Origin of the sequence: Nguyenibacter vanlangensis (assembly GCF_038719015.1) — a bacterium.
Classification (GTDB): domain Bacteria; phylum Pseudomonadota; class Alphaproteobacteria; order Acetobacterales; family Acetobacteraceae; genus Gluconacetobacter; species Gluconacetobacter vanlangensis.
Window position 1 is genome coordinate 770,388 of sequence record NZ_CP152276.1, and the last position, 14,004, is coordinate 784,391.

At 67.9% G+C, this 14,004-nt stretch carries 7 protein-coding genes; 1 reads left to right on the forward strand and 6 read right to left on the reverse strand.

What is annotated here, in order from left to right; genetic code table 11:
• Nucleotides 1-85: 85 nt before the first annotated feature.
• On the reverse strand, nucleotides 86-2,326 hold the full coding sequence (gene uvrB, locus AAC691_RS03580) for an excinuclease ABC subunit UvrB (protein ID WP_342628974.1): 2,241 nt from the start codon (nucleotides 2,324-2,326) through the stop codon (nucleotides 86-88).
• A 128-nt stretch (nucleotides 2,327-2,454) separates the two neighbouring features.
• Here uvrB and AAC691_RS03585 point away from each other — a divergent pair, with 128 nt between their 5' ends.
• Entirely contained in the window at nucleotides 2,455-3,258 is an 804-nt protein-coding gene (locus AAC691_RS03585) for a DNA polymerase III subunit epsilon (RefSeq protein ID WP_342628975.1), read from the forward strand.
• A gap of 3 nt (nucleotides 3,259-3,261) precedes the next feature.
• On the opposite strand, the gene AAC691_RS03590 is transcribed toward AAC691_RS03585, so the two are convergent.
• From AAC691_RS03590 to AAC691_RS03610, 5 genes are all read right to left on the reverse strand, one after another.
• Nucleotides 3,262-4,626 carry an AarF/ABC1/UbiB kinase family protein gene (locus AAC691_RS03590; protein ID WP_342628976.1) on the reverse strand — a complete coding sequence of 455 codons (1,365 nt, stop codon included), beginning with the start codon at nucleotides 4,624-4,626 and terminating at the stop codon, nucleotides 3,262-3,264.
• A gap of 1 nt (nucleotide 4,627) precedes the next feature.
• Complete coding sequence (locus tag AAC691_RS03595; RefSeq protein ID WP_342628977.1) at nucleotides 4,628-6,457, reverse strand: M3 family oligoendopeptidase; 1,830 nt, start codon at nucleotides 6,455-6,457, stop codon at nucleotides 4,628-4,630.
• Between the two features lie 217 nt (nucleotides 6,458-6,674).
• Nucleotides 6,675-11,225 (reverse strand): glutamate synthase large subunit, encoded by a 4,551-nt coding sequence (gltB, locus tag AAC691_RS03600; RefSeq protein WP_342628978.1) that lies wholly within the window; start codon nucleotides 11,223-11,225, stop codon nucleotides 6,675-6,677.
• 5 nt (nucleotides 11,226-11,230) lie between these two features.
• Nucleotides 11,231-12,685 (reverse strand): NAD(P)-dependent oxidoreductase, encoded by a 1,455-nt coding sequence (locus AAC691_RS03605; RefSeq protein WP_342628979.1) that lies wholly within the window; start codon nucleotides 12,683-12,685, stop codon nucleotides 11,231-11,233.
• Between the two features lie 207 nt (nucleotides 12,686-12,892).
• The gene (locus AAC691_RS03610; RefSeq protein WP_342628980.1) at nucleotides 12,893-13,843 is read right to left on the reverse strand and encodes a complex I NDUFA9 subunit family protein; all 951 of its coding nucleotides are present in this window, start codon (nucleotides 13,841-13,843) and stop codon (nucleotides 12,893-12,895) included.
• Nucleotides 13,844-14,004 lie beyond the last annotated feature (161 nt).

Sequence of the window (14,004 nt, forward strand, 5' to 3'; positions counted from 1 at the left end):
CTCTTGCTTTCGGCGCATCTTCACGCGGCCGGGCGATTCGGCCCAATCACGATCCCCAATCACGATCCATGTCGGGCGGGCCGCCCTATCGCGCGCCGCGACGCCGGGGGCCGCGCCCCTTGGACGGGTCGTAGCCGCCGCCGCCCGGCCCCAGCGGTTCGGGCACCTTGGCCCCCTTGCGGCGGGGCGGCCGGCCGGACGTGGCCGGCGTGCCGCCGGTCGAGACCGGGGCCGGGGCCGGTTCCAGCCCCAGTTCCAGCGCCTCGAGCCGCTTGATCTCGTCGCGCAACCGGGCCGCCGTCTCGAATTCCAGGTCGGCGGCGGCGGCGCGCATGCGCTTTTCCAGTTCGGCGATCGTGCTGCCCAGGTCCTTGCCGACGAATTCGCCGACCGTCTCGCCCTTGAGCGGCGAGACGGTGACGTAATCCTGCTCGAACACCGAGGACAGGGCCTCGCCGATCTGCTTGCGGACCGATTGCGGGGTGATGCCGTGCGCCGCGTTCCATGCCGACTGTTTTTCGCGCCGGCGGGCGGTCTCCTCGACCGCGTAGCGCAGGCTGTCGGTCATGGTGTCGGCATAGAGCAGCACGCGCCCGTCGACATTGCGCGCGGCGCGGCCGATCGTCTGGATCAGCGAGGTGCGCGAGCGCAGGAATCCTTCCTTGTCCGCGTCCAGGATCGCGACCAGCGAACATTCGGGAATGTCCAGCCCTTCGCGCAGCAGATTGATGCCGATCAGCACGTCGAAGGCGCCCAGCCGCAGGTCGCGGATGATCTCGATCCGCTCCAGCGTATCGACGTCGGAATGCAGATAGCGGACGCGGATCCCGGATTCGTTCATGTAATCGGTCAGGTCTTCGGCCATGCGCTTGGTCAGGGTGGTGACCAGCACCCGGCCGCCGGCCGCGATCGTCAGGCGGCATTCGGCCAGCAGGTCGTCGACCTGCCGCTCGACCGGACGGATATCGGTGACGGGATCAATCAGGCCGGTCGGGCGGATGACCTGCTCGGCGAACACGCCGCCCACCCGCTCCATCTCCCACGGTCCGGGGGTGGCGCTGACGAACAGGGTCTGGGGCCGGAACTTGTCCCATTCGGCGAATTTCAGCGGCCGGTTGTCCAGGCAGGACGGCAGGCGGAAGCCGAATTCGGACAGGATGGATTTGCGCGCATAGTCGCCGCGTTCCATGCCGCCGATCTGCGGCACGGTGACGTGGCTCTCATCGACGATCAGCAGCGCGTCCTCGGGCAGATATTCGAACAGGGTCGGCGGCGGCTCGCCCGGCTTGCGGCCGGACAGGTAGCGGGAATAATTCTCGATTCCCTTGCACACGCCGGTGGTCTCGATCATTTCGAGATCGAAGGTCGTGCGCTGCTGCAGCCGTTCGACCTCCAGCAGCTTGCCCTCATCGGCCAGTTCGGCCAGGCGCTGGCGCAGCTCGTGCTTGATGCCCACCACCGCCTGGTTCAGCGTGGGGCGCGGCGTCACATAGTGACTGTTGGCATAGACGCTGATGTCCTGCAGGTCGCCCGTCTTGTCGCCGGTCAGCGGATCGAACTCGATGATCGAATCGATCTCGTCGCCGAACAGCGAGACCCGCCAGGCCCGGTCCTCGTTCTGCACCGGAAAGATATCGATGCTCTCGCCGCGCACCCGGAAAGTGCCGCGCTGGAAGGCCGCGTCGTTGCGGCGATATTGCAGTTCGACCAGTGCCTTGACCAGCCGCTCGCGATCGATCTCGCCCCCCGTTTCCAGCCGCACCACCATGCGTGAATAGGTTTCGACCGAGCCGATGCCATAGATGCACGACACCGAGGCCACGATGATGACATCGTTGCGTTCCAGCAGCGCCTGGGTGGCGGCGTGGCGCATCCGGTCGATCTGCTCGTTGATCTGACTGTCTTTTTCGATATAGGTGTCCGAGCGCGGGACATAGGCCTCGGGCTGGTAGTAATCGTAGTAGCTGACGAAATATTCCACCGCGTTGTCGGGGAAGAACTGCTTCATCTCGCCATAGAGCTGAGCGGCCAGGGTCTTGTTCGGCGCCAGCACCAGGGTCGGCTTCTGCGTGGCCTCGATGATCTTGGCCATGGTGAAGGTCTTGCCCGAGCCGGTGACGCCCAGCAGCACCTGGTCGCGTTCGCCCGCCGCGATCCCCGCGACCAGTTCGGCGATCGCCTGGGGCTGGTCGCCCGCCGGTTCGTAGGGCGCGCTGATGGTCAGGCGCCGCGTCTTTTCCTTCGGCGGCTGCCGTTCGGGCTGGAAGGTCACGATTTCGGCGGACGGATCGGGACGGCGGGCTTTGGCGCGGGCGGGTGCGGGCATGGGGTGGACTGTGGGGACGGCGCGGGCCGGACGCAAGGGCCGAGCGGCATGCCCCCGGGGGCCCGATGGCGCCGTGCCGATGACGATCGGGGCTTGGCACCGTCCGGCACGCGCCTAGATTGAAGGACATGGATGGATTCCAACCGCCGCGACGCCCGGGTGAGCCGGCCCCCTTCGTGCGCGTCATCGACCTGGAGACCAGCGGCCGGGATGCGTCGGACGGCGGCGTCGTCGAGATCGGCTGGCAGGACGTGGTGCTGTGCGCAGATGGCGGCTGGGCGCTGGACGGCCCGCCCCGGGCCAGGCTGACCGATCCCGGCCGGCCGATCACGCCGGGCACCACCGCCATCCATCACATCACCGACGCGGATGTGCGCGGCGCGCCCGATTTCGCCGCGATCGCGCCCGCGATCCTGCGTCCGGACCGCCCGCCCGTGGCGCTGGCCGCCCATCGCGCCGCCTTCGAGCAAGGCTGGATCCGCGGCCTGCTGCCGCCGTCGGTGACCGTGGGGCTGCGCTGGATCTGCACCTACAAGGGCGCGCTGCGGGTGTGGCCCGACGAGCCGGGCCATTCCAACCAGGGTCTGCGCTATTCCCGCCGCCCCGACGGGCTGGACCGCGCGCTGGGCACGCCCGCGCATCGGGCCGGGCCGGATGCCTATGTGACGGCGCATCATCTGCGCGACATGCTGGCCGCGACGTCGGTCGAATCGCTGCTGCGCTGGTCGCGCGAGCCCGCGCTGCTGGCGCGCGTGCCGCACGGCCCGCTGCGGGGCCGGCGGATCGACAGCCTGGAGAACGCCGAATTGGACCGGCTGCTGGCCACGGACCGGCATCGCGGCCCGGACCTGGCCTTTACCTTGCGGACCGAGCAGGCCCGCCGGGCCGGCCGGGACGAGGCGCGGCCCGCGCAGCACGCCCTGCCATTCTGAAACTCACCCCTCGATCGGGGCCGGGACGCGGGCGGCCTGCCGCGCGTTCCCCTGCCGGGCGGCCAACTGGGCCGCGTCGAAATCGGCGATCAGTTCCTGGAACAGCCGGTACCAGTTCAACTGCGCGCCCAGGCGCAGGAACACGCTGCCCAGCCCGATCGCCGAGCGGTCGACCAGCACGAATTCGCGCGGCGGCCGCACGCCGCCGGTCCGTTTCAGCCCGGCATAGACCCGCTCGGCGACCGCGCGGCCAAATTGCGGATCGCCGCTTTCCTGGATCGGACGAACGCGGTCCTGCATCAGCGGTTCGTAGATGAAGCGGGCCCATTCATTCAGCACCCGCATCGTTTCGCGCGACATGTCGGTGAAGCCCCAAGCCTGATAGGCGTGATAGGCCAGATCCTCGTCATCGCGCTCGAGCGCCCGATAGAGGTCGATGATCCCCTGCACGAACCTGGCGTGGAAGATGCGAATCGCCCCCAGGTCCAGCAGGTTCAGCCCGTAATCGTCGCGCACGGTGAAATTGCCCATATGCGGGTCGCCATGGATGACCCCGTAGCGATAGAGCGGCACGTACCAGGCCTGGAACAGCGCCAGCGCCATGGCGTTGCGCTGCTCCAGCGTCGGGTTGGCGTCCAGCACCGTCTGCACGCCGCGCCCGTCCAGCCAGTCCATGGTCAGCAGCCGGCGCGTGGACAGGTCCTCGACCGGCGCGGGGACGCTGACCTTGGGATAATCCGCCAGCATCAGGCGATAGAGCCGCAGATTGGCGGCCTCACGCGTGTAATCCAGTTCCTCCTGCAGGCGGGCGGTCAGTTCCACCAGCACGTCGTCCTGCTTGATCGTGCTGTCGATGCGGTAATACAGCCCGACCGCCATGCGGAATTGCCGCAGGTCGGAATCCACCGTCGCCTGCATGTCGGGATATTGCAGCTTGCAGGCCACGCGGCGCCCGTCCGGCAGGATGGCGCGATGGACCTGCCCCAGGCTGGCGGCGGCGGCGGCCTCGTGCTCGAACCGCGCGAAGCGGCGTTCCCAGTCGCGGCCCAGTTCGGTCGCCATGCGCCGGCGCACGAAGCTCCAGCCCATCGGCGGAGCGTTCGACTGCAACTGCGCCAGTTCGACGGCATATTCCTCGGGCAACGCGCCGGGAATGGTCGAGAGAAGCTGCGCACCCTTCATCAGCGGCCCTTTCAGGCCGCCCAGCACCGATTTCAGGTCCCCGGCATGGGTGGCGAGGTCGGTGCGCAGGCCCATCCTGTGCCCCGCGATGCGGGCCGCGATCCCGCCCATCGCGCCCGATGTCCGGACCATCCGGCGGATTTCGCCGAACAGCCCGGTATTGTCGAGGTCCCGTTCATCCGCCACGTCAGGCACGCTCCAGCTCGTCGATAAATCCGGCGATCACGTCCAGTCCCTTGCGCCAGAAGCCCGGATCGGCCGCGTCCAGCCCGAAGGGCGCCAGCAATTCGCGATGCCGCCTGGTCCCGCCGGCCCGCAGCATGTCCAGATATTTGTCCTGGAAGCCGGGATGTCCGGACTGGAACACGCCATAGAGCGCGTTCACCAGGCAATCCCCGAACGCATAGGCATAGACGTAGAACGGAGAATGGACGAAATGCGGGACATAGGTCCAGTACACGTCGTATTCCGGCGTGAAATTGAAGGCCGGCCCCAGGCTTTCGGCCTGGACCTGCCGCCAGAGGGCGCCGATGCGCTCGGGCAGCAATTCGCCGGTCCTGCGCTCGTCATGCAGCAGGGTCTCGAACCGGTAGAACGCGATCTGGCGCACCACCGTGTTCAGCATGTCCTCGACCTTGCCGGCCAGCATGATGCGGCGGCGGACCGGATCGGTCTCGGCATCCAGCAGGGCGCGGAAGGTCAGCATCTCGCCGAACACGCTGGCGGTTTCCGCCAGAGTCAGCGGCGTGCCCGACATCAGATAGCCCTGCGGGGCGGCCAGCACCTGGTGCACGCCGTGCCCCAGCTCGTGCGCCAGGGTCATCACGTCGCGGGTGCGGCCGTGATAATTCAGCAGCAGATAGGGATGCGCCGACGGCACGGTGGGATGGGCGAAGGCGCCGGACGCCTTGCCGGGGGACGGCATCGCGTCGATCCAGGCATTGTCGAAGAAGCGGCGCGCCACGGCGCCCATGCGCGGATCGAAGGATTCGTAGGCGCCCAGGACCTGCCGCGAGGCTTCGTCCCAGGGGATCACCCTGTCGTCGGCCGATGGCAGGGGGGCGTTGCGGTCCCAATGTTCCAGCTTATCCAGTCCCAGCCATTTCGCCTTCAGCGCGTAATAGCGGTGCGACAGGCGCGGATAATCCGACGTCACGGCCTGGACCAGCGCGTCGACGACCGCGTCCTCGACCATGTTGCTGCGATTGCGGTACGAGCCGGGGCGCGGATAATGGCGCAGGCCGTCCGAGATCGCCTTGTCCTTGGCGAGCGTATTGGTGATCAGCGCGAACAGCCGGATATTGTCGCCGAACACCGTGCCGATCGCCGCGGCCGCCCGCGCGCGCAGGGCGCGGTCGGGATCGGACAGCCGGTTCAGTGCCTCGCCCACCGTCAGGTCATGCCCGTCCAGCGGGATGCGCAGGGCGGACATCGTCTCGTCGAACAGGCGGCACCAGGCCGTGGCCCCGGTCACCGATTTCTCGTGCAGGACCTGTTCGACCTCGTCGGACAATTGATGGGGGCGGAACACCCGCAGGTCGCGCAGGAAGGGCGTCCAGGGGGCCAGGGCCGGATCGGCCAGGCGATCCTGCATCTCCTGCTCGCCGATGCGGTTGAGTTCCAGGGTGAAGAACAGCAGGTGGGTCGAGATATCCGTCAGCCGTTCATTGACCGACTGCGAGAAACGGCCGTTCGCCGGATCGGACGAATCGGCGGCGAACAGCAATTGCGCATAGGACGCGGCACGGCCCAGGATTTCGTCGATCCGCTGATACTCGGCGATCGCGCGCGCCAGCTCGGCGGCCGGAACGTCGGCCAGGCGGCCACGCCAGGTCCGGGCGAAGGCTTCGGCGTCGGATCCGGCCTGGGCCAGGTCCTGGCGCAGGCGCTCGGAATCGCGATCGTCATACAGGTCGGACAGGTCCCACCGCGGCAGGTCGCCCATGGTGGCTGCCGCCACCGCCGATCCCCCGGCCGCGCGTAAGCCCAGCCGGTCGGACCATGCGGAAAGAAGCATCTGTATAGCCATCTTCGTTGCCATCCCCATGCAGGCGTCCCGCGTGCGCGGTGACCGTTCTGCCCTAATATCTAGTGCGGAATGCGTGCGGGCGCGACCCCGGCGCGCCAGAAGGCAAACGACGAACGGCAAACGATGAACGGCGAACGGCCGGGGATCTCCCCCGGCCGTCCACGATGCCAGTCACCGATATCGATCGCGCCCGCCGATCGCGCGCTCAGGCGCTGCGCGCGGTTTCCACGGCCGGCGTGTAGCCGATCACCCGCGCATATTCGCGCGGCACGACATGCCAGAAACGCGGCAGGGCGCGGTCCCATTCATGCAGCAGCAATTCCGCATAGCGGCTGCGGGTCTCGTGCGCGTGGGCCTCGACCAGCTTGCGCAGCGTGGCTTCCCATTTCGGGTCGGCGACGCGGTTCCACAGCAGCGTGTCGGGATTGACCCGCTGCTCGAACGTGTCATGCGCGTCATAGACGAAGGCCATGCCGCCCGTGAAGCCGGCACCGAAATTGTCGCCGATCTCGCCCAGGATCACCACGGTGCCGCCGGTCATGTATTCGCAGCCGTTCGAGCCGCAGCCCTCGACGACGGCGACCGCGCCGGAATTACGCACCGCGAAGCGCTCGCCCGCCTGCCCTGCCGCATAGAGCGCGCCGGCCGTCGCGCCATACAGCACGGTGTTGCCGATGATCGCGTTTTCGTTCGACACCAGGTTCGAGGACGGCGATTGCCGCACCACGATGGTGGCGCCCGACAGGCCCTTGCCGACATAGTCGTTGGCGTCGCCCAGCACTTCGAGCTTCAGCCCCTGGACCGCGAACGCGCCCAGCGACTGGCCGGCCGAGCCGCGCAGCCGCACCGTCAGGTGCCCGGGCGCCAGGCGATCCATGCCGAACTGCCGCACGATCAGCGAGGAAATGCGCGTGCCGATGGCGCGATGCGTGTTCTGCACGTTGTAGTGAAGCTGCATCTTCTCGCCATGGTCGAACAGCGGCCGCGCGTCGGCGATCATCTGCGCGTCCAGCGTCTCGGGCACCTCGTTGCGGCCTTCCAGCGTGCAATAGCGCGCATGCGGGCCGGGGTCGGCCTGGGCCAGCAGCGAGTTCAGGTCCAGATCGTCCAGGTAGTCTGCGCCGCGCGAGACCTGCTTGAGCAGGTCGGTACGGCCGATCACCTCGTTCAGGCTGGAGAAGCCCAGCGAAGCCAGGATGTTGCGCACGTCCTCGGCGATGAACGAGAACAGGTTGATGACCTTCTCGGGCGTGCCCTCGAACTTCTCGCGCAGGGCGTCGTCCTGGGTGCACACGCCGACCGGGCAGGTGTTGGAGTGGCATTGCCGGACCATGATGCAGCCCATGGCCACCAGGCTGGCGGTGCCGATGCCGAACTCCTCGGCCCCCAGCATGGCGGCGATCACCACGTCGCGCCCGGTCTTGAGCCCGCCGTCGGTGCGCAGCTTCACCCGGTGGCGCAGGCGGTTGAGCATCAGCACCTGGTGCGCCTCGGCCAGGCCCAGTTCCCACGGCAGGCCGGCATATTTGACCGAGCTTTGCGGGCTGGCGCCGGTGCCGCCGCTATGGCCGGAAATCAGGATCGCGTCGGCCTTGGCCTTGGCCACGCCGGCGGCGATCGTACCGATTCCCGAGCGCGCGACCAGCTTCACCGTCACGGTGGCCTCGGGGTTGATCTGCTTCAGGTCGTAGATCAACTGCGCCAGGTCTTCGATCGAATAGATGTCGTGATGCGGCGGCGGGCTGATCAGCGTGACCCCCGGCGTCGCATGGCGCAGCTTGGCGATCATCCCGGTGACCTTGAAGCCGGGCAACTGCCCGCCCTCGCCGGGCTTGGCGCCCTGGGCCACCTTGATTTCGATCTCGCGGCAATCATTCAGGTACTGCGCGGTGACGCCGAAACGGCCCGAGGCGATCTGCTTGATGGCCGAGGACGCGTTGTCGCCGTTGGGGCGCGGCCTGGCGCGGGACGGATCCTCGCCGCCCTCGCCCGAATCGGACTTGGCGCCGATCCGGTTCATGGCGATCGACAGGGTCTCGTGCGCTTCGGGGCTGAGCGCGCCCAGCGAGATGCCCGGCGCGATCAGGCGCTTGCGAAGCTGGGTGATGCTTTCCACCGCCTCGACAGGAATCGGGGTGCGGCCGCCCTTGAAATCCAGCAGGTCGCGCAACGCCACCGGCGGCATGCGCCGCACCGCGTCGGCATAGCGGCGATAGATCGAGAAATCGTCCGTCGCCACCGCCGTCTGCAGCATGTGGATCAGATTGCCGTCGAAGGCATGGACCTCGCCGTTGCGGCGCAGCTTGTACTGGCCGCCGACCGGCAGCGGGGTCACGGCGCGGTTCCACGCGGCCTGGTGGAAACTGAGCACGTTGGTCGAGATGCCCGACAGGCCGATGCCCGAGATGCGCGAGGGCATGCCGGGGAAGAATTCCGCCGTCAGCGCCCGCGACAGGCCGATCGCCTCGAAATTATAGCCGCCGCGATAGGCCGAGACGATCGAGATGCCCATCTTGGACATCACTTTCAGCAGGCCCTTGTCCACGGCCTTGCGATAGCGCTCGACCGCCTCGCGCAGCGACATCTCGCCGAACAGGCCGCGCGCGACGCGATCGGCGATGCTTTCCTGCGCCAGGTACGGATTGACGGTGGTGGCCCCCACCCCGATCGTCACCGCGACGGCATGCACGTCCAGCGCCTCGGCCGAGCGCACGTTCAGCGAGGTGAAGGTGCGCAGCGACTGGCGCACCAGATGCGTATGCACCGCCGCCGTCGCCAGGATCATCGGGATATAGGCGCGCTCGCCCGACTGGTCCTGATCGGTCAGGAACAGGTGGGTACAGCCTTCGCGCACCCGATCCTCGGCTTCCTGGCGGATGCGGGCGATGGCGTCGCGCAGCCCGGCCTCGCCCTGCGCCGCCGGGAAGGTGCAGTCGATGACGAACGCGCTGTCGCCGCAGAAGGCCAGCAGCGATTCATATTCGCCGCTGGTCAGCACCGGGCTGGGAAGCTGCAGCAGGTCGCACTGGTTTTCCGATTCTTCCAGGATGTTGCCCAGATTGCCCAGCCGGGTCACCAGGCTCATGACCCGGGTTTCGCGCAGGCTGTCGATCGGCGGGTTGGTGACCTGGCTGAACGCCTGGCGGAAATAATGGGCCAGGCCGCGATAGCGCGACGACAGCACCGCCAGCGGCGCGTCGTCGCCCATCGAGCCGACGGCCTCGGCGGCGGTTTCGACCATCGGGTGCAGGATGGTCTCCAGTTCCTCCAGCGTCGTGCCGACCGCGAGCTGGCGGCGGCGCAGCTCATCCCGGCCGAACAGGACGGGTTCGTGCACGTCGGCGCGCACGACCGAGCCGACCTTCTGGATATGCTTGACCCAGGCGCCGAAGTCCTGGCGCGCGGCCAGCAGGTCCAGCAGGGCCTCGTTGCCGTACAGCCTGGGTTCCTGCAGGTCCAGGCCGATCATCTGTCCCGGGCCCAGCCGGCCGCGACGGACGATGTCCGCTTCGGGCACCTTCACCATGCCGGTTTCCGAACCCACGATCAGCAGGTTGTTCGCCGTCACGGTATAGCGCAGGGGGCGCAGGCCGCTGCGGTCCAGGCCGGCCACGACCCAGCGCCCGTCGGTGGCGCACAGCGCCGCCGGCCCGTCCCACGGCTCCATCACCGCGTTGCAGTACGCGTACATGTCCTTGTGCTGCTGCGGCATCGCCGAGTTGCCGCCCACGCTGGCCGGCACCATCAGCGCCTTGACCATCGGCGCGTCGCGCCCGGCGAAGGTCAGCAGCTCGAACACGTTGTCCAGGATCGCCGTATCCGAGCCGCTGGCCTGCACCACCGGCTTCAGGTCGTCCATGTACGGGTCCAGCAGCGGGTCGGCCAGGCGCGTCTCGTGGCTCTTCATCCAGTTGGCGTTGCCCGAGATCGTGTTGATCTCGCCGTTATGCGCCAGGCGGCGGAAGGGCTGCGCCAGCTTCCAGGTCGGGAAGGTGTTGGTCGAATAGCGCTGGTGATAGATCGCAAAACGGCTGACGAAGCGCGGATCCAGCAGGTCGGGATAGAAATCCGTCAGATGCTCGGCCAGGAACATGCCCTTGTAGACCACCGACCGGCAGGACAGCGAGCAGACATACAGGTCGACCTGGTTGGCGATCGCGCTCTTCTCGATCCGGCGGCGGATGACGTACAGGTCGCGCTCGAACGTTTCTTCGTCCGTGCCGCGGGGGTTGCGGATCAGGATCTGTTCGATCTCGGGCCGGGTGGCGTTCGCCTTCTCGCCGATGCAGGCGGTGTTGATGGGCACCTGGCGCCAGCCATAGATCCCGTAGCCGAAGGCCAGGATCTCGGCCTCGATGATCTGGCGGCAGCGTTCCTGCGCCGCCAGGTCGGTCTTGGGCAGGAAGATCATGCCGACGGCGATCTGGCTGTCCACGCAGCCCTCGCCGCCGCTATGGATGGCGGCGGCGAAGAAATCCTGCGGGATTTCGACATGGATGCCGGCACCGTCGCCGGTCTTGCCGTCAGCGTCGACGGCGCCGCGATGCCAGACGGCCTTCAGCGCCGAAATCCCGGCCTCGACCACGTCGCGCCGCCTGCGGCCGTCCAGCGCGGCCACCAGTCCGACGCCGCACGCATCATGTTCCTGCGACGGGTCGTACAGCCCGGCGATGGCGCGGGCATTGTCATGCCAGTCGGCGACGAAGCGCTGGCCCTGATCCAGGTCCTGATCCCGGCCTTGGGGAAACTGGTCCATCTTCGTCACTCCGCCGCCTGGGCGGTCACCGCCGCCCGTTCTTCCAGCCAGCGATGCATCTGCGCCGCGGCATCCCGTCCATCGCGAATCGCCCAGACCACCAGGCTGGCCCCGCGCACAATGTCGCCCGCCGCGAAAACGCCCGGCAGGCTGGTCATGAAGCTTTCATGGTCGACCCGCAGCGTGCCCCAGCGCGACACGGCCAGGTCGGACTGCCCCCACAGGGTCGGCAGCGCCTCGGGGTCGAAGCCCAGCGCCTTGACCACCAGGTCGGCCTCCAGCACGAACGCGCTGCCCTCGACCGGCTCGACCGACTGCCGGCCCGAGGCATCGGGCAGGCCCAGCTTCATCCGCGTGGCGCGCACGGCGCCGACCCGCGCGTCGCCCAGGAACGCCTCGGGCGCGGCCAGCCAGACGAAATCGACGCCTTCTTCCTCGGCGTTCTTCACCTCGCGGATCGAGCCGGGCATGTTGGCGCGGTCGCGGCGATAGAGGCATTTGACCGATTTCGCGCCCTGGCGGACGGCGGTGCGCACGCAATCCATCGCCGTGTCGCCGCCGCCGATCACCACCACGGACTTGCCGGCGGCATTCAGTTCACCGCTCTCGAACGCCACGACATTGTCGCCCAGCGACGTCTTGTTGGACGCGGTCAGGTAATCCAGCGCCTTGACGATGCCGCGCAGGCCGGCGCCGGGGCCGCCGATATCGCGGGATTTATAGACACCGGTCGCGATCAGCACCGCGTCATGCCGGGCGCGCAGCGTGGCGAACGCGATCCGCCCCTCGCCGTCGCGGTCGGCGACGTCCACGCCCAGATGGAAGCGTACGCCGGATTCCTCGAGGTACAGGTGCCGGCGGGCGACGATGTCCTTCTCCAGCTTGAAGCCGGGAATGCCGTAGACCATCAGGCCGCCGACACGGTCATACCGGTCATAGACATGGACCTGATAGCCCAGTTCGCGCAGTTGCATCGCCGCGGCCAGGCCGCCGGGGCCGGCGCCGACGATGCCGATCGAGGCCGCGCGCTCGACGGGCGGGCTGATCGGCGCGACCCAGCCATTGGCGAAGGCGGTATCGGTGATGAAGCGTTCGACGGCGCCGATGGTGACGCTCTCGAAGCCCTTCTCGATCACGCAATTGCCCTCGCACAGCCGGTCCTGGGGGCAGATCCGGCCGCAGATCTCGGGGAAATTGTTCGTGGCCGAGGACAGGGCATAGGCTTCCTCCAGCCGTCCTTCGGCCGTCATTTTCAGCCAGTCGGGGATATTGTTGCCCAGCGGGCAATGGATCGAACAGAACGGCACCCCGCATTGCGAGCAGCGGCTTGCCTGGCGTTCGGCCTGGTCGACGGCGAAGGCGCGATAGATCTCGTCGAAATCCGCGTTGCGTTCGGACACCGACCGCTTGTCGGGCTGGCTTTGCGCCACGGTGACGAATTTGAGCATGCGCTCGGCCATCGGCTTCCCCCTGCAGGATTCGGACCGGCCGATCGGCGGCCACCCGTTTCGGCGGAACACCTACGCCACGGCCGGCCGTCAATAAAGACAGTAAGACTGACCCATTATCCGAAAATATCCACACAGACATGCGCGGACGGTTGAAAACAGCCCGTCACAATGGTCCGATTCGGACATATTGGCCGCTTAATATATTGTTTTGACGCGTTAAGTAATTTTATATCGCGCCAGATAGGTCGGTGCAATCATTTCGACCGGCACGGGGTCGATCCCCAGCGTGCCCAGTCCGCGCATCCCGTCCTGCGCCACGTTATCGACCGACAGCATGGCCAACTGGTCGCGGGTCAGCAGATGCCCGGGCAGATTTTCCAGCAGCAGGGCCTGCCAATAGGCCAGGGCGCGGGGCATGGCGAAGACCAGCCGGCGGCGGCCGATGAACGCGACCACCCAGCGTATCAGAGCCTCCATGGTCCAGACGCGCGGGCCGGCCAGTTCATAGATCTCGCCCTGGTGCCCGTCCGACGCCAGGATGCGCCGGATGGCCTCGGCCACGTCCGCGACATGGACGGGCTGGACCCGCGTGGCGGCGCCGTAGACCGGGACGACCGGGCTGTAGCGCGCCATGGCCGCAAACAGGGTCAGGAAATGGTCCCCCGCGCCGAAGATCAGCGACGGCCGGACGATGGTCGCCCGGGGCTGGTCGCGCAGCACCGCATCCTCGCCCGCCGCCTTGCTGCGGCCATAGGCGGAGGGGCTGCGGGCCGAGGCGCCAATGGCCGAGACATGCACCATGCGCGCGACCCCGGCCGAGGCCGCCAGCCGCGCGACCCGTCCGGCGGCCTCGACATGGATGGCCGAAAAGTCCGCTTGCCTCCGTCCCTGGCCCCGTCCCCCTTGTCCCTGGGGGCTCAGGATGCCCACCAGGTTGACGACCAGGCTGGCGCCTTCCATCACCGGGACCAGCGCGGCTTCATCCAGGATCGACGCCCCCAGCGGCACGATCTGCCCGACATCGCCCAGCGGCCGCAGCGCCGCCGCGCGATCGGCGCGCCGGCCGACCACCCGCACCACGTACCCGTCCTCCGCCAGGCGCTGGACGACATGGCGCCCCAGGAATCCCGATCCGCCGATGACGGTCGCCACGCGTCGCATCGCCATGTGCCCCTCCTGCCGTGCAGGCCGGAAACGGCCGATCCTACAGGCGGTTGCCCTCTGAACGCCCCCGGCCCCAGCGACAAGGCCCCATGCAACAAACCGGCGCAACAAAAACGACATGAATCGGCAAAGCCATGTTGACCGGCCCGGGGCCAGGGAGTAAA